Raw genomic sequence first — 21,281 nt, 5'->3', positions numbered from 1 at the left:
ACATGACGGACAGATTGACAATCTCCGACAGCGCCGATGATGCGGCAGCGGAACAACGCTTGATGGATGAGCGCAGGCTCAGTGAGTTGCAGCAGCTGAAAGCTGAGCTGGACGCGCAAAAAGCCGCCGCCACTCAAGCGGTAGCCGCCGAGTCGGCGCCGGTGGATAGGGACGCGGCCGCCACCGCCAAAGGGGGCAGCAAGCGCCACGTCGCCCATGACAGCAGTGAATGGCAAGCCGTGTGCAGTGTGCCGGACTTCTGCTGGGTCGGACCGGTGGTGGTGGCTTTCGACTCGTTCGCGACATTGGACAAACCGGTGCTGGCTTCCAGCGACGTCAAGGCCCGTGGCACCAAGGTCTATCGGCTGGGGGATCTCTTCAATCAGGTCCAGGCCGATGCCGGCGCCCACGTGGTGGCCGGTACCTCGCTGGGCGCGGGCAACGTCAAGCTGCTGGAGGGCCACGGCAACGTCAAGGTCAATGGCCTGCCGCTGGCCCGGCATGACAGCGCCTGCCTGATCAACTGCAACGCCGCCGGTGTAGGCGGCACCCTGGGCAAGATAGTGACGACGGCCCAGTCGGCCACTGCGGTTGCCAGCGAGACGAGTGACCTGGCCCCTCCCGGAGAACGCACCAGCGAACGCCTGCAAGCACTGGAGGCCGAGCGCGAAGCCCTGAAGCAGCTCGACATCGATGGGCTGGATAAGTACATCGATTTTGACGGCTGGAACAAAAGCGCCGATGAAGGCATCGCCAGCATCAAGCAAGGGGCGGTGCTGGGCTCGACGCCCATGGGTCCGCTGATTGCCCATTACTTTCCGGCGGTGGCGGACGCCGATGCGCAAGTCACCCGTGGCGTGACCGGGTTTGCCAAAGACACCGTCATGGGCTTGGGTGAACTGGCCTACACCGGGGCCAAGCTGCAAGCCAAGAACCTGCAGAGCAACTACACCGCCGATGGTCTGCGCGGCCGTGCCTTGGATGCGCAGATCCTCGCGGAGAACATGCGCCTGGGCAATATCACCCCTGGGACTGTCGGAACAAGCATCAGCAACGGTGCCAAAGCCGTGGGTTCTGCCTTGGTCAAACCGGTCACCGATGCCTGGTCCAAGGGCAATCACATCGAGGCTGTGACCCGGGCGGGCGTGGAGATCCTGACCTTGCCCTGGACGCTGTTCAAGGCAGGCAAAGCGGCAGAGGCGGCCAAGGCGGCCAAGGCACTGAAGAACGCCAACCGCACAGAAACCGTGGCCCACGGCGGCGACGGCGTTCATGTCCGCCCCCAGGGCGCCGCGCACGGCAGCGCAGAAGAGGTAAAAACCGGAAGAACCTCCGACAGCGGCAAGAACTGCGAAACCAGCAAATGCAGCCTGGAAGGCGAACCGGTGGATGTCGCCACCGGTGACTACCTGCAAACCTGGCCGGTGCTGGAGATCCCCGGCAGCATCCCACTGAAACTCTCGCGCCTGTATCGCTCGCGGGCCAGTTTTCATGGGTTACTGGGGTTTAAATGGGCCGACGACTGGTCCCAGCACCTGGTGCTCGATCGCCTGCGCATTACCTATCACACCGTCGATGGCAGCACCCTGGACTACGAGGCGCCGGACGACGAAGTCCAGGCCCACAACCGGCGCAACGGTCGCTACCTGCTCAGCGGCCAACGTTCCGGCACCTTGCGCCTGTATGACCGCGCGACCCAGCAGACCCTGAGCTTTGCCCACAGCCCGAACCACACTCGCCCCCTGACCGCTATCGAAGACGGCAACGGCAACCGCATCCGCTTTATCTACGATCCACAGCAGCGGTTGCAGCGTATCGAGCACAGCGACGGCTATCAGTTGCACATCGAGCTCAGCAGCACAGGCCTGCTGACAGGCATCACCCTGCACGACGGCGAACAACACCCGCGCCGCTTGCTCAGTTGCCGCTATGCGCAACACAACATGCTGACTGACTGCGCCAGCCATCAATTCGGCACCCTTTATCACGCCTACAACAACGCCGGGCACATGACCCAGTGGCACGACACCGACAAAACCCATTTCCACATTGCCTACGACGCCAAAGGGCGAGTCATTCGCACCCATGCCGACAGCGGGCACTACACCGATCGCTTCGAGTACCACGAGGCCAACCGCTGCACGGACTACCACGACGCTGAAGGCGGATGCAGCCGGCACTACTACAACAGCGACTTCCTGGTGGTGCGCAAAATCGATGCGCTGGGCCATGAATGGCTCACCGAGTGGGACGAATACACCAACAAGGTCGCCACCACCGACCCTCTGGGTCGCACCACCACCTACCGCTACAGCGACTTCGGCGAGCTGCTGACCCAAATCAACCCGGACGGCACCCGGCGCACCTTTGACTACAACGCCCAAGGCCTGCTGACGCGCTACGTCGCCGCCGACGGTGTCACCTGGCAAATGGCGTACGACGCCCAGGGCAACCTCAGCAGCGTCAAAGACCCCGACGGGCGTACCACCACTTACCAACACGGGGCCCATGGCGAGTTGCTGAGCCAGACCTGGCCGGAGGGCACCCAGACCCTTTACCGCTACGACCGCAAACAGCGCCTGAGCGAAATCCAGCAACCGGACGGCCAGATCAGCTGCGTACAGCTGGACACCCTGGGCCGCCCTCTCCAACAGCAAGACGCATTGGGGCATATCACCCGTTATGCCTACCACAGCCAGCACGCCCATCCCCGTGGCTCCCTCAGCGCCGTGACCCTGGCTGATGGCACCGAACAACACTGGGCTTACGACAGCGAACACCGACTGGCCCGCTTCATCGACGGCGAAGGCCATCGCACCCGCTACGCCTACGGCGCCTTCGACCTGCTGGAGAAGCTCACCTACCCCGGCGGGCAAAGCCTGACCCTGGACTACGACAGACTCACCCGCTTGACCCGCCTGACCAATGGCGTCGGCGACGTGTATCAATACGCCTACGACAAGGCCGGGCGCTTGATCGCCGAACGCGACTTCGCCGGCACCCTCACCCGCTATTGCTACAACGCCGTCGGTTGGCTCAGCGAAAAACACTGCGCCGACGGCGCCCGCGTGGCCTACCACTACGACATCGCCAGTGCGCGCCTGCTGAGCATCGCTCACTACCGGGCCAACGGCGAACTGAGCGAACAGACCGAGTTCAACTACAACGACGTCGGACACCTGATCGGCGTCAACAGCCCGGGCGCCCGTATCGAATACCAACGCGACGCCGTGGGCCGCCTGCTCAGCGAACGCATCAATGGCCGCCTGATCGAACACCAGTACGACCCCGCCAGCGGCCTGCCCATCGGCCAGCAAGCCGGTGCCATCGCCGAACAGGCCAACGCCCAGGAAGCCTTCGCTGCCCTGCCCCAGGTGCAGTGGCAGCACGACCGCAATGGCGGCCTGGCGCAACTGCTGATCGCCGGCCATGCACCGCTGCAGATCAGCCGCGACGCCCTGGGCCGCGACATACAGCGCAGCAGCAGCGCCGGCTTCAACCTGCACCAGCACTACAACAGCCTCAGCCTGCTGACCGAGCAAAAGGCCGGCGCGGCCGCAAACTCCTTTGTCGAACGCCACTACCGCTACGACAAAGCCTTCAACCCGATCCAGATCGACGACAACCGCTGGGGCCAGAGCCAGTACCGCTACAACGCCAACCAGCAACTGATAGCCGCCCACCTGGGTCGGGGCCAGCCGCAGCAATGGCTCTATGACAACGCCCTCAACCTGCTCAGCGAAGGGCAGATCCACAGCGCAAAAGGCATGGGCGTCCAGGCCGAGCAAAAAGGCGGGCGCGTGGTCAAGTCCGGGGCCAACCGCTACCGCTACGACGCCTGCGGCCGCCTGGCCGAAAAAATCGTCGACCGCCACGGCTTCCGCCCCCAGCGCTGGCAATACCGCTGGAACAGCGACAATCGCCTCACCGACCTCTACACCCCCAACAACGAACACTGGCGATACGAGTACGACGCCTTTGGTCGCCGCACGCGCAAGTTCAACTTTAGCCGCAGCAACAAACGCGGCACACACTACGCCCACAGCGAACAACACATCATCGGCGAGGAATACCTGTGGAGCGGCGAACAACTGCTCGAAGCAGCGCCCATCTACGCCGACGGCACCGTCGCCTTCGAACACGCCACCCGCTGGAGCTACGCCCCGGGCGGCATCACCCCGCTGGCGCAACAGCAAGGCGAAAAACTCTGGTACATCGTCACCGACCACCTCGGCACGCCCAGAGAGCTACTGGACGAAAGCGGCCAACTGGGCTGGAACAACAGCCCCAGCGTCTGGGGCCAGGCACGGCTATGGCAAGCCGCGAATGACGAATTCGCCAGCAGCAATGTGGTGCCGATCAACAAGACCACCTGCCCGATTCGATTCCCGGGCCAGTACTACGACGAAGAGAGTGGGCTGCACTACAATCGGCACCGGTACTACGATCCGGAGACGGCGCAGTACTTGAGTCCAGATCCGATCGGGCTTGCGGGTGGGGTTCGGCCGCAGGGGTATGTGCATAACCCTAATAGTTGGGTTGACCCGCTGGGTTTGGCTGGAGATTGTATTGATAAGCCAGATCACGGCGCAGGCAAAAGCTCGAAGAGATATGGACATGCTAGAAGTGAACATGGCTCGCAAAGAAAAGCCCAGGAGTTAATGGACCGAGCCAAAAACCCTAAAGATCCAAAGCCGCAGGGGCATTTTATTGACAACCGGATGATTGAAGAAGCATTTGAAAAAGCCCCAACAACACCCGGAGTTCATGACGTACACGTATCAAAACAATCGAACGTTTACTACCCAGACGGAACAACAAAAACAACAAATATAGTCAGAGTTATAATAAGCGAAAGAAAAGGCCCTACTACCGCCTACCCTTACGTACTTGGCGATTAAATCATGAATATTACTTTAGAAATAAAAAACAAAAAAATACCAGGCGAAGCTGATGAATTTATCGATGAAGAATTAACCCCATTCCAATACCACCTGGAAGAATTAAGGCAATACATTGATGGCGAGATTACTTTAGAGCTAGACAGCAACCACAAAATACGCCTTGACATATACCCTGACTTGACAGTCAGCTTCGAAGATATTATTGAATCGATTCAAAGAGCAAAGTCAGGATGGCTTGGAAAAGATTATATCTGGTTCTGCGAGCAAGGTCGCGACATTTACTTACACTATATAATTGATGAAACCCTAATCGATCTCTCATATACAGAAGGCAATGAAATCAGCAAAGGCAAAGGAGATAAGCCAGTACCTAGCTTCAAGGTAAAAACAAAAAAAACAAACTACGTGAATGAGTGGGAGAAAATATTCCTACACATTTCAAGATTATTTAAAGAAAAGCTAGGAAAAACAATAGAGATACCATGGAAAATTAAGTCTCAGTGAATTAAAAACCGTTGATTACGAGATCATACATAACATTCCTAAAGGTGCACCGAGATAACATTATTCGAAACCAACTCACCCTAGCGACATCAATAATGTCAACGCAAGCAAAGAAAAACCAATTAACACCTTTAAGATACACAATGAATAATCGAAGCCCGCCCTATTAAACCAAAAAAATACGACTTTATTAAATACAAAAAACAAATAGCAAAACAGTCTTGCACAGAAAAACAGCAGAGTTCTACCCCCTAAAAATTTATGCAAATCAATCTGCAAACATAACGAAATTATGGAGAGCATGACTCTATCTCCACTAGACAATATAGAAGAGAAAGCCCACTAGCACGACCTTACCCTAAAGTTTTCATGAAATAAAATTAACACATCTATTTCCCCTTAAAACGCTATACAACCACTCCCTCTAACATACCCCCATCAACCTGACAGAGCTGGGCAAGTAAATCAATTTACCTGAGAGATAAAAATATGACTTCAACTTGCAGCTATAAAATCTGCATCAAAGACGGAGATTATTAAAAACAAGAATTAATTTTTGTATTATTATTTTTTACACCATATAAATAATTTTATAACTATCGATTCAAACATGTGCAAGGCCCAGCGCAGCGCCATCACCGACTTCAACCTACAACAGCCTCAGCCTGCTGACCGAGCAAAAGGCCGGCGCAGCAGCGACCTCCTTTGTCGAACGCCACTACCGCTACGACAAAACCTTCAACCCGATCCAGATCGACGACAACCGCTGGGGCCAGAGCCAATACCGCTACAACGCCAACCAGCAACTGATCGCCGCCCACCTGGGCCAGGGCCAGCCGCAGCAATGGCTCTACGACAACGCCCTGAATCTGCTCAGCGAAGGGCAGATCCACAGCGCAAAGGGCATGGGCGTCAAGGCCGAGCAAAAAGGCGGGCGCGTGGTCAAGTCCGGGGCCAACCGCTACCGCTACGACGCCTGCGGCCGCCTGGCCGAAAAAATCGTCGACCGCCACGGCTTCCGCCCCCAGCGCTGGCAATACCGCTGGAACAGCGACAATCGCCTCGCCGACCTCTACACCCCCAACAACGAACACTGGCGCTACAACTACGACGCCTTCGGCCGTCGCACGCGCAAGTTCAACTTCAACCGCAGCAACAAACGCGGCACACACTACGCCCACAGCGAAAACCCATCATCGGCGAAGAGTACCTATGGAGCAGCGAACAACCGCGCAAAGCCGCGCCCATCTACACCAACGGCGCCATCGTCTTTGAACAGATCCACCACAAGAACTCCACCCTCCTCGGTCACTCCCTTGCCACCCGCCAGCCCCCACCTAAAGAGTTCGTAAAGACTGCCCGGCCGCCACTGACCCAGCCAGGCAAATGCGCTTCAATTCTCCTTGAGCCAAGTCTGAAACGACCGGAGAAGCCCATGAGCAAGCTTGCCCGCTATCTGCAGGTCGAGGACATCCTCCTCGACGTCAATATCTCGAACAAACAGCGCCTGTTCGATCAGGTTGGCCAGCATCTTCAAGAGACCCGGCAACTGCCCGGCGATTGGGTCACGGCCAGTCTGTGGCGCCGGGAACTGGCCGCCAGTACCGCCATCGGCGACGGTGTGGCCGTGCCCCATGCGCGGCTCGCCGAGCTCGACAGCATCCATGCGCTGTACCTGCGGCCGCAGACCGCCATGGCCTTTGCCGCCCCCGACCAGCAGCCGGTGAGCGATATCCTCGTGCTGCTGGTGCCCGCCCCCGCCGATCAGCAACACCTGGAACTGCTGGCGGACACTGCCCGGCTGTTTTCCAATCCACGCTTTCGCCAAGCGCTGCTGCGGTGCCACGATGCGTCGCAGGTCAAGCAACTGGTTGACCACTGGTAGTCCCCCAAAGGTCCTGGTCCGAGGTGCCGGGCAGGTGGTGGGGCTTCCAGGTCTAAAATACTCGCCTCAAAAGGCTGCAAGAAGGCCCCGACTGTCCGTTACCAACATGCGGCCCGAGGCTATTGCCCCGTCACCTTCCTGAAGCGCAGATTGCGCGCCACGCTGCTGGTCAACACGGCACCCTCCTCGGCAAAGCTGATCACCCCCAGTTCACCGGCGCGAAAGCGCTCCGTCGTCAGCGGCTGCAAAGGATAGCTGTGCTGGCCGATACGTACGTAGAGCTTGCCTTGCCGGGGGTAGACCTTGAGCTGTCCGGGGCTGGTTTGCAGCGCGTAGAGGCCGACATAACGACGAATATCCTCGGGTTTCCAAGCCGGGGCCAGGACGTAGGTCGAGGCCGGGTTGTTGCCGACGATCCGTGCCCCCGGTGCCGCCGCGAGATAGATCGGGATGCCGTCGTTGTCCGCCACCATCAGTTGATCGCTCTGGCGGAGCAACGGCAGGACCTCATGAAAGGTGTCCAGGACAAACCCCTTGCCGGTGCGTTGCAGCTGGAACTGATGACCGAGATCATCCAGGTAGGTGCCGGCCACCAAGGTATTCAAGAACGCCTTGGGCACCGCCTTGATGCTCGGCGGCGGCGCCGGAATGCCCGTGTCCCGGGGCAACCAGGACGGGCCCAGCAGGACATCCAGCAAGCGATGCCCGCGCTCCGACGCCTCCCCTTCCGTGCTGTTGCACAGGACCACAGTGGCCACATCCAGCTTCGGGTACCAGGCCACATCGGTGCTGAAACCGGCCCAACTGCCGCTGTGGGACACCTCTTGCAGGCCCCGATAACTGCGGTTGGCCAGGCCCATGCCGTAATAGCCCGGGTCACCGTCGTTGAAGGGCTCGGTCTGGCGCATCTTCTCCACCAGCGCCGTGCCCCCGACCCGCCCCGTGGACAGGTTGCGCAACCACAGCATCAGGTCTGCCACAGTGCTGTGCACCTGACCGTCGCCGGTCTGTTCCCAGCGGGCGTCCACGGCTTCGGGGCCCTTGGACGGCTCGCCCTGTTCATAGCCCTGGGCCAGGTTCGGCAACTGCACCGGGTACTGATCGACAATGCTCGAGCGACTCATGCCCAGGGGCTCGAACAGATGGGCTCGACTGTAGTCCTTGAGGGGCATGCCGGCGGCTCGCTCGGCGATGCTCGACAGCAGTACATAACCGCTGTTGCTGTAGCTGAATTCGCTGCCGGGGGGAAACATCAGGGCGTTCTGCTTGAACAGCAGATCCAGGGCCTGTTGCTGGGTGAAGCGCTGGGTCAGGGGAATCCCCGCCAACTCCGCCAGCAGCATGTAGTCCTGCAGGCCCGAGGTGTGGTGCAGCAGATGACGGATCTGGATGCCCTCGGCATAGGCCGGCAGCTCCGGCACAAAGCGCCGGATCGAGTCATTCAGATCCAGGCGACCTTGGGCTTCGAGCTCAAGGATGGCAAAACCGGTGAACTGCTTGGACACCGAGGCCAGGTTGAACAGGGTATCGGCCTGGATCGCCCGGCCCGTGGCCAGGTCGGCAGCGCCGTACCCTGCGCTCCAGATCGTTTTGGCGCCGCGCATCACCCCGGCGGCGCAACCGGGCTGGTCAGGCTTGATGTCGTCGAACACCTCGTGAAACGCCAGAGGCTCGGTGGCATGGGCCAGGGGCATCGCGCCCAAGGTGCTGATCAGCAAGGTTGCAAGCATGGAACGCATGGGGGTTTTCCTCTGGTCACGTCGATCCTTCAGGCTCCTTGGGAGGCTCCTCGGAAGGCGCACCAGTATCCTCATGGCAAACGTTGGAATCTGTCTGCAGTCAGTGATTTTCTGTGAATAAACGTGCAGGGATGTGAGGCGCTGCTGGCCCAGGAACAAAGCCTGCAAAAATGCCGTTATCATCCACCGTTCGAACGCCATCCTCACCGCGTCCCTCGACCCAGCCCCACTTTCACTTGATGGAACCTGCCATGCACCTGCTGTATCGCAGCGACCCGTTCGACCCCAAACGCCGGGACGAGCACTACCTGGACGAGTACGAGGCAGTGCTGGCCGCTGGCCTGAACGCCTCGCTGTTCTCTTTCGAGGATTTCGAAAGCGGCCGTTTCAAGGTTTCCCCGGCCCTGCCAGGCTTGATCGGGCCCATCGCCAAGACGCCCTATGCCGAAGGCGTGCGCCGGACCTTGCAGGCGGCGCACAAAGCCCGACAGCCGTGAAGTCGCCTAGAAGACGGCCACCTGACTCAGCGGAGAATTCCAGTAACCGGGGTTCGACTCAACGGGCCGGTGCCGGGGCAATTGCCAGGCGACTGGTGGCCTTGATCTCCCGCAGCGCCAGGCTCGACTGGATCGAGGCGATGCCCGGCTGGCGCCTGAGCACCTGCTCGACAAAATCGCTGTAGCTGTCCAGGTCCTGGGCCAGCACCTGCAACAGGTAGTCGGCGTCACCGGTGATCTTGTGGCAGGCCTGGACCTCGGGCAACCGCATGATCACCGCCTCGAAGTCATCCGGAGTCTGGTCGGAGTGGGTGGCAAAACGCACATGCACGAAGGCCATGATGTCCAGCCCCAGCAGGCGCCGATCGAGGTTGGCCTGGTAGTCCTTGATCACCCCCTCCTCTTCCATGCGTTTGCGCCGGCGCCAGCAGGGGGTGAGGCTCAGGGACAGGCGCTCGCTGAGTTCGGCGTTGGAAATGCTCGCGTCCTGCTGCAACAGGGCGAGGATCGCCAGGTCGGTTTCGTCCAGGGACACCCTTCGAGTCATTTTTTTCACAAGTAGCCACTCAATGGAAAAATATTACCCAAAACTCTAATTCCATCAGAACAAAAAGCAAAGAAGTCGCAGCCATGCCGGAACAAACTATTTGCACCGGACAACAACAATGGATGCGTTCAGCATGCTTACCGTCTTCAGCGAATCCCACCGCCTGCACCACGGCACCGAGTTGAAGGATGGGGTGCTCAAGCCCTCCTTCGAGCAACCCAGCCGGGCCGATACGGTCCGCGACCGGGTCAGGCACGTGGGGCTTGGCGACATCATCGTCCCCCGCCGTTTCGACCGCTCCTGCTACGTCGCCGCCCACAGCGAACGCTACGTGACCTTCCTGGAAAGCGCCTGGAGCGAATGGCGCGCCACCGGCCGCAGCCACGACGCCCTGCCCCTGGTGTGGCCGGTACGCGACCTGGCCAACCAGCAGGTGCCGGAGTTCATCGACGGCAAGCTGGGCTTCTTCGCCATGGATGCCGGCTCGCCCATCACCGCCACCACCTGGAATGCCGTTCGCACCAGCGCCGATATTGCCCTCACCGGCCTGGCGCTGATCGACGAAGGCCAGGACAGTGCCTTTGCCCTGTGCCGTCCGCCGGGCCATCACGCGGCACGGGAATACATGGGGGGCTACTGCTACCTGAACAACGCCGCCATTGCCGCGCAACACGCCGTGACCCGGGGCGCGAAACGCGTAGCGGTGCTGGACGTGGACTTCCACCACGGCAACGGCACCCAGAACATTTTCTACGAGCGTGATGACGTCCTGTTCGTCTCGCTGCACGGCGATCCGGCGGTCTCCTACCCCTACTACTCGGGGTTCGCCGCGGAGCGCGGGGCCGGCGCCGGCGAAGGCTGCAACCTGAATTTCCCCCTGCCCCGAGGCACCACCTGGCAGCGTTACCGGGAAGCACTGATCCAGGCCTGCGCCCGGCTTCGCGAGTTCTCCCCGGAGCTGCTGGTGGTGTCCCTGGGCGTCGACACCTTCAAGGACGATCCCATCAGCCACTTCCTTCTGGAAAGCGAGGATTTCCTCGGCATGGGCCAGGTCATCGCCGGCGTGGGCGTACCCACGTTGTTCGTCATGGAGGGCGGCTACATGGTGGATGAGATCGGCATCAACGCGGTCAATGTGCTCCACGGCCATGCCAACCGCTAATGCACCAGCGTCGCACTGCCCAGCAGTTTTCAACGTTCTGACCGAGAGGGAAAAGACATGACCTTGTTCATCGATGTGGATCACGCAGCGGACCTGTATTCGCGCCTGGGCATAGGCCGGGCGATCCGGGAAATGGCCGGCTACATCCAGGCCGACTACCAGCGCTGGCAAGCCTTCGAGAAATCCCCGCGCACCGCCAATCACTCCGCCACTGGCGTCATCGAGCTGATGCCCGCCGACGATGGCCAGCAGTACGCGTTCAAGTACGTCAATGGCCACCCCGGCAATCCCGCCCGGCACCTGCTGACGGTGATGGCTTTCGGCGTGCTGGCCCAGGTCGACAGCGGCTACCCGGTGCTGCTCAGCGAACTGACCCTGACCACCGCGGTGCGTACCGCCGCCACTTCAGCGCTGGTGGCGCAATCCCTGGCCCGCAAGGACGCCCGCCGCATGGCACTCATCGGCAACGGCGCCCAGAGTGAATTCCAGGCCATCGCCTTCCATGAAATGCTCGGCATCAGCGAGCTGCGGATCTTCGACATCGACGTTGAAGCGTCCCACAAGCTCAAGCACAACCTGCAGGCCTGGCCAGGGCTCAAGGTGCGCATCGCCGACTCGGTGGCCGATGCGGTCAAGGGCGCGGACATCGTGACCACGGTCACCGCGGACAAGGCCTACGCCACCATCCTCACCCCCGAACTGATCGAGCCAGGCATGCACCTCAACGCCGTGGGCGGCGATTGCCCGGGCAAGACCGAGCTGCACGCGGACATCCTGCGCAACGCCCGGGTGATCGTCGAGTTCGAACCCCAGACCCGCATCGAGGGCGATATCCAGCAGATGCCGGCGCAGTTCCCGGTCACCGAGTACTTCCGCATTGCCCAGGGCCTGGCGCCGGGCCGCGAGCATGAGGCCCAGGTCACGGTGTTCGACTCGGTGGGTTTCGCCCTGGAAGACTTCGCGTCCCTGCGCTACCTGCATGACCTGGCACGCCAGCACGGCATCGGCGAGCAGATTCAGCTGGTGCCCACTCCGGCCAATATCAAGGACCTGTACCAGTTGCTGCAACAGCGCCCCGCCTCCCTGGCGACGGCACCACGACGGATCACCGCCGGCTGAAAGAGCGCTCCTGTGGCCCATGAACAGGGAACCGGCCTCGTGCCCCTGTTCACGGGCAATACCTGACCCGGCTGCACCACAACAATTACAGACCGCAGCCCCCAACGACCTTCCACTGCCAAAACTCGACAACTATAAAATCAAGAGGTTTTGTGATGAATCCAGATACCTTCGGGGCCTCCGAGCACCCGACGCTGCAACGCACCCTGCATAACCGTCATATCCAGCTCATGGCCATGGGCGGCGCCATCGGCACCGGGCTGTTCATGGGCTCGGGCAAGATCATCGCCATGTCCGGCACCTCGATCATCCTGATCTACATGATCATCGGCCTGTTCGTGTACCTGGTGATGCGCGCCATGGGCGAGCTGCTGCTGTCGAACCTGAACTTCAAGAGCTTTGCCGATTTCGCCGGTGCCTACCTGGGGCCCCAGGCGGCGTTCTTCCTCGGCTGGTCCTACTGGCTGAGCTGGAGTGTCGCGGTGGTGGGCGATGCCGTGGTGGTGGGCGGCTTCTTCCAGTACTGGTTCCCCGATGTGCCGGCCTGGGTTCCCGCCATCGCCATGATGCTGACCCTGTTCGCCCTCAACGTGCTGACGGTGAAACTGTTCGGCGAGGTGGAGTTCTGGTTCGCCATCATCAAGATCATCGCCGTGGTCACCCTGATCGCGGTGAGCCTGGTGCTGATCGCCACCGCCTTTGTCTCGCCGTCCGGGGTGAGCGCCTCCCTGAACCACCTGCTGGAACGCCAGGCCGCCTTTCCCAACGGCCTGCTGGGCTTCTTCGCCGGTTTCCAGATGGCGATCTTCTCCTTTGCCGGCACCGAGCTGATCGGCACCGCAGCGGCGGAGACCCGCGACCCGCGCCGGACCCTGCCCCGGGCCATCAACGCGATTCCGCTGCGCATCATCCTGTTCTATGTGCTGGCCCTGGCATGCATCATCGCCGTGACCTCCTGGCAGCAGGTGTCGCCGAGCAAGAGCCCGTTCGTGGAGTTGTTCCTGATCGCCGGCTTTCCGGCTGCGGCGGGCATCGTCAATTTCGTGGTGCTGACCTCCGCGGCTTCCTCGGCCAACAGCGGCGTGTTCTCCGCCAGTCGCATGCTCTTCGGCCTGGCGGACCAGGGCAACGCACCACGCTTGTTCAAACGCCTGTCAGGGCATAGCGTTCCGGTGATCAGCCTGGCCTTCACCAGCCTGCTGATGCTGCTGGGGGTGCTGTTGCTGTACGTGGTTCCGGAGGTGATGACCGCCTTCACCCTGGTGTCGACGGTGTCGGCGATCCTGGTGATCTTCACCTGGTCGACCATCCTCGCGTCCTACATCGCCTACCGCAAAAAGCACCCTGAACTGCACGCCGGTTCCCAGTACAAGATGCCCGGCGGCGTGCCCATGGCCTGGTTCGCCCTGGCGTTCCTGCTGTTCGTCCTGGCCTTGCTGGCCCTGCGCCCGGATACCCGCATGGCCCTGTGCGTGATGCCGGCGTGGTTCGTCTGGCTGGCCATTGCCTATCGCCTGACAGCCGGGCGCAAGGGGCGGACACCGCTGCAAGCGGCGGCGCAATACCGCTGAGGCGCGAGCCTGAAAGACTGGACCCGGGAGCGGCACCGTCGGAGCCCGGTCCTGCGTGCAAAAGCATCGACAGAGCCCCCTCGTCTTGTTCTACTCCCGCCGCCATCGCCGTTGCCAGGGAGTGCCCACATGCAAGTCGCAGGACCCACCTTTGAAGAGGTGTTCAGGAAAAACCTCAAACGCGTCCTCAACTACTGGAGCCAGATCGGCACCGTCATCGGCCTGAGCGCCGCCGCGCTGGGGCTGTTCAGCCTGTACATGTACACCCGGGCCATCGGCCGCACCGACCTGTTCATGGCCTCCATCGATGCCAGATCGGCGCTGGTGGTCTGGCTGGTCATGGTGCTGTTTCTCATGCTGATCTACTTGCTGCTGCTTACGGTCACCACCCTGCTGTTCGGGCTGGCAAACGATGTGTTTCGCAACACTCCAGAACACATGAGCGATGTGGTGGTATGGCTGACCTTGCCGGTCCTGGCAGGCTTCCTGACTCTGATCGTGCTCAGCTACTACGTGCATCTGGGTGAGGCACTGGCGTCGCTGATACTGGTGGCGGTGGTGGTACTGGTGACAGGGCTGGTGATGTCACGCCCCGCGTTCAAACGCGTGATCCACAGCAGTCTGGAGAAACACCCCGTTGCGGGCAGGGGCACCTGGGGTGGCCTGTTCGTGACCCTGACACTCTGCCTGCTGGGCACGGTGATCTCGGGGATCTTCACCAGCCTGCTGATCATCAATGCCTACAGCAACGAAGTGTCCAATGACTCGCCACACTTACCGGCCTTGTTGAACTTCCTGGGGCTGCTCTTCTCCTTGCTGCCCATCGTGTTCTTCTACTGCAAGGCCGGTAGTCCCTACAAACGGGTCTTCTATGCCCTGATGTGCACCCTGCTCCTGGCCGCAGCCTTTCTTCTGGTGCTGCCCGGGGCCATGAGCCAGATCACCTACAAGGCGGCCGGCAGCCTGGATGTGCGTCAGGACGGAGTCGAACGATTCGTGCTGCACGATGACCTCGAACTGCATGACCTGGACCCACTGATGTGGAACACCCGCCTGACCTCGGAGCAGCGCCTGGAAGTTCAGGGCTTTCAACTCTTCTCTTTCGGCGAGGCCCTGTTGATCTGCCCCAAGGGGCTGCGCAACCTGGCGCTGAACCAGATGCACCGCTATACCCGCACCTGCATCAGGACCCGCAACAGCGCGGTAACCCGCAAGCCGGCAAAACCGCTGTATGGCCAAAACCGCGCCTGTGCCGGTGCCGCGCCACCGGCGGCATGCTGGAAACCCCAGGGCTCCTGAATCCCGCACCAGCTGCCCCCCACCTGCTGAACCCCCAGGCCGCAGCCGGCCTGCTGGCTCAGGGCGCCGGGTTGACCAGCAACGGGGGTGCCAGGCTGCCTGGGGTGTGCGAGCCGGGAGCGCAGGCGACAAAGTCCTCCTTGCGCAGCACCACCAGGGCAATCAACGACACCACCCCGGTGGCCACGTAGAAATACCAGGGCGAGGTGATGTCGCCGGTGAGCTTGATCAGCCAGGTGGAGATCAACGGTGCACTGCCACCGAACACTGCCACGGGAATGTTGTAGGCCACGGCAATCCCGGTGGAGCGGATGCGGGTCGGCAGCAGTTCGCTCATCAGGGCGTAGGTCGAGGAGGCGTAGAGTCCGAACAGGATCGCCACCGCCATCAGCGGCCAGAACAGCGTGGCCGGGGTGGCGTTGGGCGCGGTCTTGAAGAACCAGTACATGGCCAGGGTGGCCAGGGTGCCGATCACCATCAGGAACGGCTTGCGTCCGTAGCGGTCGGTGAAGGCGCCGCCCAGGGGCATGACCAGGGCCGCCGAGAGGCTGGCGACGAACACGTAAAGCAAGGTAGTGCCGCTGTCGAACTTGAGGGTGTTGGACATGTAGGTCGAGGCGAAGGTCAGCACCAGGTAAAAGATCGAGCTGTGCAGGGTGATGATGAAGAACACCAGGGCAATCGAGCGCTTCCACTGCCAGACCTCCCGCAGCGGTGCCTTGGAGGTCTCTCCGGCGTGTACCAGGGCCAGGAACTCCGGGCTGTCTTCGAGCTTCAGGCGGATGTACAGCGAGATGAACCCCAGGGGTCCGGCGATCAGGAACGGAATTCGCCAGCCCCAGTCCTGCATCAACTCGGCCCCCAGGGCCCAGGTCATGCCATTGGCCACGGCGCCGCCCAGCAACAGGCCCAGCACCGCGGTGACCATCAGCCAGCAGGTGGCAAAACCCCGGCGCCCGGGCCCGGCGTATTCGGAAATGAAGCTGGTGATGGTGCCGATCTCGCCTCCGGCGGAAAACCCCTGCACGCAGCGGATCAGCACCAGGAGGATCGGCGCGGCGATGCCGATGCTGGCGTAGGTCGGCAGCAGGCCCAGCAGGCAGGTGGAACCGGCCATCAGCATCAGTACGGTGATCAGGGTCTTGCGCCGACCGATCTTGTCCGCCAGGGGGCCGAAGAACAGCCCGCCCAGGGGACGGATGAAAAAGCTCAGGGCAAAAGCCGCAAAGCTCGCCAAGAGGCTGCTGGTGGGGTCATCGGAGACGAAGAACGCCTTGCCGATGTACAGCGCCAGGAACCCGTAGACGCCGTAGTCGTACCACTCGATCAAGTGGCCCGAGGTCGCGCCGATAAAGGCCCGGCGCCGCTGGCGCTGGGGATTGCAAGAGGTCATGTCCATGTTGGGAGACTCCTGTCGTATTGCTGTCCATGGAAAAATCTTTCAGAGGTCGGCGATGGACCCTGAGGGGTCCTGCAACCACTGGCGCAAGCGGGTCTTGAGAATCTTGCCGTAGCTGTTCTTGGGCAGCTCGCGGCAAAACAGGTATTTCCTGGGCTTCTTGAACGAGGCCATGCGGGTCACGAACCATTGGTTGAGTGCCTGAGCATCGAGGCCGCCAGGGCAGCGCAGCACCACGAAAGCCACCACCGATTCGCCCCACTCGGCATCCGCCTGCCCCACCACGCAGACCTCGAACACCCCGGGATGCTGCATCAGCACCTCTTCCACTTCCCGTGGGTAGATATTGCTGCCGCCGGAAATGATCACATCCTTGGAGCGGTCCGTGAGGGTCAGCATCCCGCGACTGTCGAGAAAGCCGATATCGCCGGTGAGCAACCAGCCGTCCACCAGGGCCGCCTGAGTGGCTGACGGGTTGTCCCAGTAGCCGTGCATCACCGGGGCCCCGCGCACAGCGATTTCCCCGGGTTCGCCGGGGCCCAGGCGCTGTCCATCGGCATCGACTATCCGCACCTCCACACAGGACTGCGGCCGCCCCACCGAGGCCGCGATTGCGGGCCAGTCGGGATGCTCGCGGTCGGCGATCAGCTCCCGGGACAGGGCGCTGATGGTCATCGGGCACTCGCCCTGGCCGTAGATCTGCACCAACCGTGGGCCGAAGGTCTCCAGGGCCTGGCCCAGGTCCGCCAGGTACATGGGGGCCCCACCGTAGACAAGGGTCTTGATCCCCGCGCCGTCATAGCCTTGCTGCCGGGCCTGCTCGACCATGCGCTTGACCATGGTCGGGGCGGCAAACAGGCTGACCTGCCCCAGTTCCTGCGCCAACCCGAACAGCTCCTGCGCGTCGAACCCCCGTGACTCCGGCACCACATGCCGGGCCCCGCAGCGCACGTGAATGAAGTTGTAGAGCCCGGCCCCGTGCGACATCGGCGCGGCATAGACCACCGCATCAGTGGCCTGCACCGGGTCCACATCCAGCGGGTAGCACAGCGACATGGCCATCAGGTTGCCATGGGACAGCATCACCCCCTTGGAACGGCCGGTGGTGCCCGAGGTGTAGAACAGCCAGGCCAGATCATCGTCCCTGCGCGGACAGGGCTCCAGCAGCTCGTGGCCCGGGGCTGGCGCCGGCGCGGGGCTGGCGTAACCGGGCAACTCGCGGCAGTTGTCCGGCAAGTCCTTAAGCTCGAAAGTCCGCCCGCTGTCGGTATAGATCGCCCGAGCCCCGGCGTTGCCGACAATCCAGGCCGCCTCCCGCGGATGCAGCTTGCTGTTGACCGGCACCGCCACCGCCCCGCTCCACCAGATGGCATAGAGCAGTTCCAGGTAGTCGCAACTGTTCTTCATCAGCAACGCCACCCGCTCCCCCGGGGCGATGCCGTGACCTTGACGCAGGTGCAGGGCCCGAGCCCGGACCCGGGTTGCGAAGTCCTGATAGTCGGCCACCTGGCGACAGCCCGCGAACAGCGCTGGACGCTGGGGCCAGCGTTGAGCCGCATCCAGCAGCCAATGAGCGATGTTCATGCTCAGGTCCTGACCGCTTGCAGGACCGAGGCGTAGTTGGCTACCGCCATCCCGCCCATGTTGAACAGCAAGCCGAACTCGGCACGGGGCACGCCCAGGCCAATGGGCTCGCCGATCAATTGGCGAAAGCCCAGGGCATGCATCGAGACCCCGGTGGCGCCCACCGGGTGGCCCTTGGCCTTGAGCCCACCGGACAGGTTGACCGGCAAACGACCGCCCTGGCGCACGATGCCCTCGTCCAGCGCCCGATGGCCTTCGCCCTTGGGCGCCAGGCCCATGGCCTCGTAGATCAACAGCTCGGCGATGGTGAAGCAGTCGTGGACCTCGGCGAAGTTCATGTCCCCCAGGCTCACCCCGGCCTCGCGCAAGGCGCCGTGGATGGCCCGCTGAGGGCCGTCGAAGGCGAGGATGTCGCGACTGGCCATCGGCAGCAGGTCATTGACCTGGCTCAGGGAGCGGATCGCCACCTCGCGCCGGAACGAGCGGGCGCGCTGCGGTGACGCCAGGACAATGGCCGCCGCGCCGTCGCTGATCAGCGAGCAGTCGGTGAGGCGCAGCGACGGCGCAATCAGCGGATTGCTCTGGGACACATTGTTGCAATGCTCGAAGTCCATCGGCCGATGCATCTGCGCCAGCGGGTTGGCCATGGCATTGCTGTGGTTCTTCACCGCAATCGCCGCCATCGAGGCCAGCGGGCTGTGGTAGCGCTCGGTGTACTGCTGCGCGACCCGGGCAAACAGCTGCGCAAAGCTCAGGCCGGCCTCCTGCGGATCATTCTGGTAACCGGCTCCGGCCAGGGCTTGGGTGACCTCGGCGGTGGAGTTGCCGGTCATCTTTTCCGCCCCCACCACCAGCACCAGTTCAGCGGCGCCGCTGCGGATCGCGTTGACCCCGGCCTGAATCGCCGCCGAGCCCGAGGCGCAGGCGTTCTCGCAGCGGGTGGCCGGTTTGAAGCGCAATTGCGGATCGGCCTGCAGCATCAGCGAGGCCGGAAAACCGTCCGGCACCAGGCCTGAGTTGAAGTGTCCGAGGAACAGGGCGTCGATCTCGGCGGCGTCAATCGCGGCATCCGCCAGGGCTTCACGAGTGACCTGGACAATCAGGTCCTCGAGGGTCGAGCCCTGCAGACGGCCGAAAGACGTGTGGGCAGCAGCAACAATGGATACGGAAGCATGGGTCATGGTGATTTTCTTCTGTGCTTGAAGCGGGCATTCCCTACAATGGCGAGCGCCGAAATCAGACGCTAGTTGGGGCAACTACGTACAGCAGTAAGTAGTACCCCGCTCGCCAGAGCGGCGCACCGACTTCCACGAGGCAGGATGCCCCATGACCGTATATGCCCAGCAGCTCCAGGACCTAGAGCGCCTGGCCTTCCAGGTTTCCCCCGCACCGCAGTTGATCACCGGGCATCGGCGCATGCTCGATTGCAACCAGGCCTTCCTGCGCCTGTTCGGCTATGAGCGCGAACAGCTGCTGGATCACCTGACCCTGTTGCTGTACCCCTCCCAGGCCGATTACCAGAGCATTGGCGAACGCAGCGAACACTGGCTGCGCAACGGCCAGGGCGCGTCCTATAGCGACGAACGCTTCATGCAGCACCGCAATGGCGAGGTGTTCTGGGCCCGGGCCCACGGCTTTTCCCTGACCCCGGACGATCCGTTCGGGCTGATGATCTGGCACTTCGAACGCCTGGACCGGCAACTGGCGCCAACCGTGCGCCTGACCCCACGCGAGCGCGAGATATCGCTGCACATCGTCAACGGCCTGACCTGCAAGGAAGTGGCGCGCAAACTGGCGATTTCCCACCGCACGGTGGAGGTACACCGCGCCCGCCTGATGAAGAAGCTGCAGGCCAAGAACAGCGCCGAGCTGGTGTCGAAGATCATCTACATCAGCTAGGGGCTTGCCCCAGCACCTCGCTGGCGCTCAGCCGCAGCAACTTCAAGGGCCCGATCGTCCCGCCCTCCAGGCTGCCGCCCTGGTTCAGCACCTTGTTCGCCGCGTTCATCTCGGCGCTGTGTTGCGTCACGCTGACAAAGGTGCCGTGGGGCAACTCCTCGCTCCAGCCGGCTTCGAGTGTGTTGTAGGCCAGCATCAGCGCGGCGGTGAAATAGTGCTGGCTGGAAACCGGGATCTGCACCTCCTGGTCATTGTCGTCGTAGGCGACGAAGTGACCGACGAAGGTCTCCACCCCCAGGCGCTTGAGCAGCGGCCAGCTCAGGGCCGAGGGCACGAAGGCGTTGAGCTTCTCGGCGACGATGGCCGAGTAGCCACGGGCCTGGAGCATCTGCACGATCTCGTCTTCGCTGGCCTTGGGGTGGGCGCCCATCACTTGCAGGGCTTCAACCACGGCCTGGTGGGCGGTCTGGTGGTCGGGGTATTCGGCGCAATGCGCGCCGTTGGGCGGGCAGGTATCGGTCACGGGAGGCGAAGGTCCATATCGGTCTCAAAAAAAACAGCCGCAGGGTAACCCCATGACCTGCAGCCCGCCAGTGTCCGCGCGCTTACTCAAGCGCCGCCCTGGCATCCAGACGCAGCAGTTGCACGGGCTCCAGGGTGGACCCCTGCAGGGACTCCCCGGCATACAGCGCCTCGTTGGCCATGGCCATTTCGGCGCTGCGGCCAGCCACCATTTCGTAGGTCTTGCGCGGCAGCACCTCGCTCCAGCCGTTTTCGAAGGTGTTGTAGGCCAGGGTCAGCGCGGCGGTGAAGTAGTGCTGGTCGGCCACCGGAACCCGGACCTCCTCACCCTCCTCATCCAGGGCGATGAAGTGGTTGGGCAGGTGTTTCACCCCCAGGCGCTTGAGCACGATCCAGGCCAGGGCCGATGGCACGAAGGCGTTGAGTTTTTCCGCGGCGATGGCCGAGTAGCCACGCGCCTGCAGCAGTTGGACGATGTCGTCCTCGCTGGCCTCGGGGTGGTCGGCCATCAACTCCAGGGTATCGAGTACGCCCTGATGGGCATTGGCGTGATCCAGGCAGCAGCTGCAGTCCGGCGAGTGCGAATCGTCATGCATGATCGGTCGATGATCCCTATCGGTCTTGGTGAGGGGGCGCAGGATAAACCCTGC

18 protein-coding genes are annotated in these 21,281 nt (G+C 62.1%); 10 read left to right on the top strand and 8 right to left on the bottom strand.

The window, feature by feature from the left end:
* The first annotated feature begins 2 nt into the window (after window positions 1–2).
* Both Q8O96_RS28770 and Q8O96_RS28765 read left to right on the top strand, forming a co-directional pair.
* The gene (locus tag Q8O96_RS28770) at window positions 3–4,901 is read left to right on the top strand and encodes an RHS repeat-associated core domain-containing protein (RefSeq protein ID WP_305949900.1); all 4,899 of its coding nucleotides are present in this window, start codon (window positions 3–5) and stop codon (window positions 4,899–4,901) included.
* Window positions 4,902–4,904: 3 nt separating this feature from the next.
* On the top strand, window positions 4,905–5,408 hold the full coding sequence (locus Q8O96_RS28765) for a hypothetical protein (protein WP_115580367.1): 504 nt from the start codon (window positions 4,905–4,907) through the stop codon (window positions 5,406–5,408).
* Between the two features lie 644 nt (window positions 5,409–6,052).
* Here the strand turns inward: Q8O96_RS28765 and Q8O96_RS28760 are convergent.
* Complete coding sequence (locus Q8O96_RS28760; protein ID WP_305949899.1) at window positions 6,053–6,301, bottom strand: hypothetical protein; 249 nt, start codon at window positions 6,299–6,301, stop codon at window positions 6,053–6,055.
* A 12-nt stretch (window positions 6,302–6,313) separates the two neighbouring features.
* Here Q8O96_RS28760 and Q8O96_RS28755 point away from each other — a divergent pair, with 12 nt between their 5' ends.
* The gene (locus Q8O96_RS28755) at window positions 6,314–6,760 is read left to right on the top strand and encodes an RHS repeat domain-containing protein (protein ID WP_305949898.1); all 447 of its coding nucleotides are present in this window, start codon (window positions 6,314–6,316) and stop codon (window positions 6,758–6,760) included.
* Between the two features lie 83 nt (window positions 6,761–6,843).
* Window positions 6,844–7,293, top strand: coding sequence for a PTS sugar transporter subunit IIA (locus Q8O96_RS28750; RefSeq protein WP_123394483.1), 450 nt, complete (start codon window positions 6,844–6,846; stop codon window positions 7,291–7,293).
* Window positions 7,294–7,412: 119 nt separating this feature from the next.
* Here Q8O96_RS28750 and Q8O96_RS28745 read toward each other — a convergent pair whose 3' ends face one another.
* Entirely contained in the window at window positions 7,413–9,032 is a 1,620-nt protein-coding gene (locus Q8O96_RS28745) for a serine hydrolase (protein ID WP_102864908.1), read from the bottom strand.
* A gap of 251 nt (window positions 9,033–9,283) precedes the next feature.
* On the opposite strand from Q8O96_RS28745, the gene Q8O96_RS28740 reads away from it, so the two are divergent.
* Entirely contained in the window at window positions 9,284–9,529 is a 246-nt protein-coding gene (locus Q8O96_RS28740; RefSeq protein WP_305949897.1) for a hypothetical protein, read from the top strand.
* Window positions 9,530–9,587: 58 nt separating this feature from the next.
* On the opposite strand, the gene Q8O96_RS28735 is transcribed toward Q8O96_RS28740, so the two are convergent.
* A complete protein-coding gene (locus Q8O96_RS28735; protein ID WP_170004083.1) occupies window positions 9,588–10,076 on the bottom strand; it encodes an Lrp/AsnC family transcriptional regulator in 489 nt (162 codons plus the stop codon).
* A 133-nt stretch (window positions 10,077–10,209) separates the two neighbouring features.
* Between Q8O96_RS28735 and Q8O96_RS28730 the strand changes: the two genes are divergently transcribed.
* The 4 genes from Q8O96_RS28730 (at window position 10,210) to Q8O96_RS28715 (ending at window position 15,227) form a co-directional block, all read left to right on the top strand.
* Window positions 10,210–11,238: a histone deacetylase family protein gene (locus Q8O96_RS28730; protein ID WP_185021156.1), complete on the top strand. Its 1,029-nt coding sequence runs from the start codon at window positions 10,210–10,212 to the stop codon at window positions 11,236–11,238.
* A 57-nt stretch (window positions 11,239–11,295) separates the two neighbouring features.
* Window positions 11,296–12,357: an ornithine cyclodeaminase gene (locus Q8O96_RS28725; RefSeq protein ID WP_305949896.1), complete on the top strand. Its 1,062-nt coding sequence runs from the start codon at window positions 11,296–11,298 to the stop codon at window positions 12,355–12,357.
* Window positions 12,358–12,512: 155 nt separating this feature from the next.
* Window positions 12,513–13,928, top strand: a complete 1,416-nt coding sequence (locus tag Q8O96_RS28720) for an amino acid permease (protein ID WP_305949895.1) — start codon at window positions 12,513–12,515, stop codon at window positions 13,926–13,928.
* 129 nt (window positions 13,929–14,057) lie between these two features.
* Complete coding sequence (locus tag Q8O96_RS28715; protein ID WP_305949894.1) at window positions 14,058–15,227, top strand: hypothetical protein; 1,170 nt, start codon at window positions 14,058–14,060, stop codon at window positions 15,225–15,227.
* Window positions 15,228–15,285: 58 nt separating this feature from the next.
* Here the strand turns inward: Q8O96_RS28715 and Q8O96_RS28710 are convergent, their stop codons facing one another.
* The 3 genes from Q8O96_RS28710 to Q8O96_RS28700 are packed head-to-tail and all read right to left on the bottom strand — an operon-like array spanning window position 15,286 to window position 19,391.
* The gene (locus Q8O96_RS28710; RefSeq protein ID WP_115580376.1) at window positions 15,286–16,626 is read right to left on the bottom strand and encodes an MFS transporter; all 1,341 of its coding nucleotides are present in this window, start codon (window positions 16,624–16,626) and stop codon (window positions 15,286–15,288) included.
* A 42-nt stretch (window positions 16,627–16,668) separates the two neighbouring features.
* A complete protein-coding gene (locus tag Q8O96_RS28705; protein WP_305949893.1) occupies window positions 16,669–18,210 on the bottom strand; it encodes a class I adenylate-forming enzyme family protein in 1,542 nt (513 codons plus the stop codon).
* Between the two features lie 2 nt (window positions 18,211–18,212).
* Window positions 18,213–19,391, bottom strand: coding sequence for an acetyl-CoA acetyltransferase (locus Q8O96_RS28700; protein ID WP_102864900.1), 1,179 nt, complete (start codon window positions 19,389–19,391; stop codon window positions 18,213–18,215).
* 145 nt (window positions 19,392–19,536) lie between these two features.
* Between Q8O96_RS28700 and Q8O96_RS28695 the strand changes: the two genes are divergently transcribed.
* Window positions 19,537–20,109: a LuxR C-terminal-related transcriptional regulator gene (locus tag Q8O96_RS28695; RefSeq protein WP_305949892.1), complete on the top strand. Its 573-nt coding sequence runs from the start codon at window positions 19,537–19,539 to the stop codon at window positions 20,107–20,109.
* Here the strand turns inward: Q8O96_RS28695 and Q8O96_RS28690 are convergent.
* Complete coding sequence (locus tag Q8O96_RS28690; RefSeq protein WP_305949891.1) at window positions 20,102–20,632, bottom strand: hypothetical protein; 531 nt, start codon at window positions 20,630–20,632, stop codon at window positions 20,102–20,104. The two genes, Q8O96_RS28695 and Q8O96_RS28690, sit on opposite strands and share 8 nt — an antisense overlap.
* Before the next feature lie 82 nt (window positions 20,633–20,714).
* Entirely contained in the window at window positions 20,715–21,227 is a 513-nt protein-coding gene (locus tag Q8O96_RS28685) for a hypothetical protein (RefSeq protein ID WP_102864898.1), read from the bottom strand.
* Between the last annotated feature and the right edge of the window lie 54 nt (window positions 21,228–21,281).

The sequence above is a fragment of the Pseudomonas sp. LPH60 genome (assembly GCF_030718165.1).
GTDB lineage: Bacteria > Pseudomonadota > Gammaproteobacteria > Pseudomonadales > Pseudomonadaceae > Aquipseudomonas > Aquipseudomonas danubii.
Note: the sequence above shows the minus strand (reverse complement) of the source record. Positions and strands in the feature narration are given on the sequence as shown.

Excerpts from the sequence above, each read along its gene's own strand:
- Q8O96_RS28770 (WP_305949900.1), top strand. The coding sequence starts at position 3 with ATGACGGACAGATTGACAATCTCCGACAGCGCCGATGATGCGGCAGCG.
- Q8O96_RS28765 (WP_115580367.1), top strand. The coding sequence starts at position 4,905 with ATGAATATTACTTTAGAAATAAAAAACAAAAAAATACCAGGCGAAGCT.
- Q8O96_RS28755 (WP_305949898.1), top strand. The coding sequence starts at position 6,314 with ATGGGCGTCAAGGCCGAGCAAAAAGGCGGGCGCGTGGTCAAGTCCGGG.
- Q8O96_RS28750 (WP_123394483.1), top strand. The coding sequence starts at position 6,844 with ATGAGCAAGCTTGCCCGCTATCTGCAGGTCGAGGACATCCTCCTCGAC.
- Q8O96_RS28745 (WP_102864908.1), bottom strand. The coding sequence starts at position 9,032 with ATGCGTTCCATGCTTGCAACCTTGCTGATCAGCACCTTGGGCGCGATG.
- Q8O96_RS28740 (WP_305949897.1), top strand. The coding sequence starts at position 9,284 with ATGCACCTGCTGTATCGCAGCGACCCGTTCGACCCCAAACGCCGGGAC.
- Q8O96_RS28735 (WP_170004083.1), bottom strand. The coding sequence starts at position 10,076 with ATGACTCGAAGGGTGTCCCTGGACGAAACCGACCTGGCGATCCTCGCC.
- Q8O96_RS28730 (WP_185021156.1), top strand. The coding sequence starts at position 10,210 with ATGCTTACCGTCTTCAGCGAATCCCACCGCCTGCACCACGGCACCGAG.
- Q8O96_RS28725 (WP_305949896.1), top strand. The coding sequence starts at position 11,296 with ATGACCTTGTTCATCGATGTGGATCACGCAGCGGACCTGTATTCGCGC.
- Q8O96_RS28720 (WP_305949895.1), top strand. The coding sequence starts at position 12,513 with ATGAATCCAGATACCTTCGGGGCCTCCGAGCACCCGACGCTGCAACGC.
- Q8O96_RS28715 (WP_305949894.1), top strand. The coding sequence starts at position 14,058 with ATGCAAGTCGCAGGACCCACCTTTGAAGAGGTGTTCAGGAAAAACCTC.
- Q8O96_RS28710 (WP_115580376.1), bottom strand. The coding sequence starts at position 16,626 with ATGGACATGACCTCTTGCAATCCCCAGCGCCAGCGGCGCCGGGCCTTT.
- Q8O96_RS28705 (WP_305949893.1), bottom strand. The coding sequence starts at position 18,210 with ATGAACATCGCTCATTGGCTGCTGGATGCGGCTCAACGCTGGCCCCAG.
- Q8O96_RS28700 (WP_102864900.1), bottom strand. The coding sequence starts at position 19,391 with ATGACCCATGCTTCCGTATCCATTGTTGCTGCTGCCCACACGTCTTTC.
- Q8O96_RS28695 (WP_305949892.1), top strand. The coding sequence starts at position 19,537 with ATGACCGTATATGCCCAGCAGCTCCAGGACCTAGAGCGCCTGGCCTTC.
- Q8O96_RS28685 (WP_102864898.1), bottom strand. The coding sequence starts at position 21,227 with ATGCATGACGATTCGCACTCGCCGGACTGCAGCTGCTGCCTGGATCAC.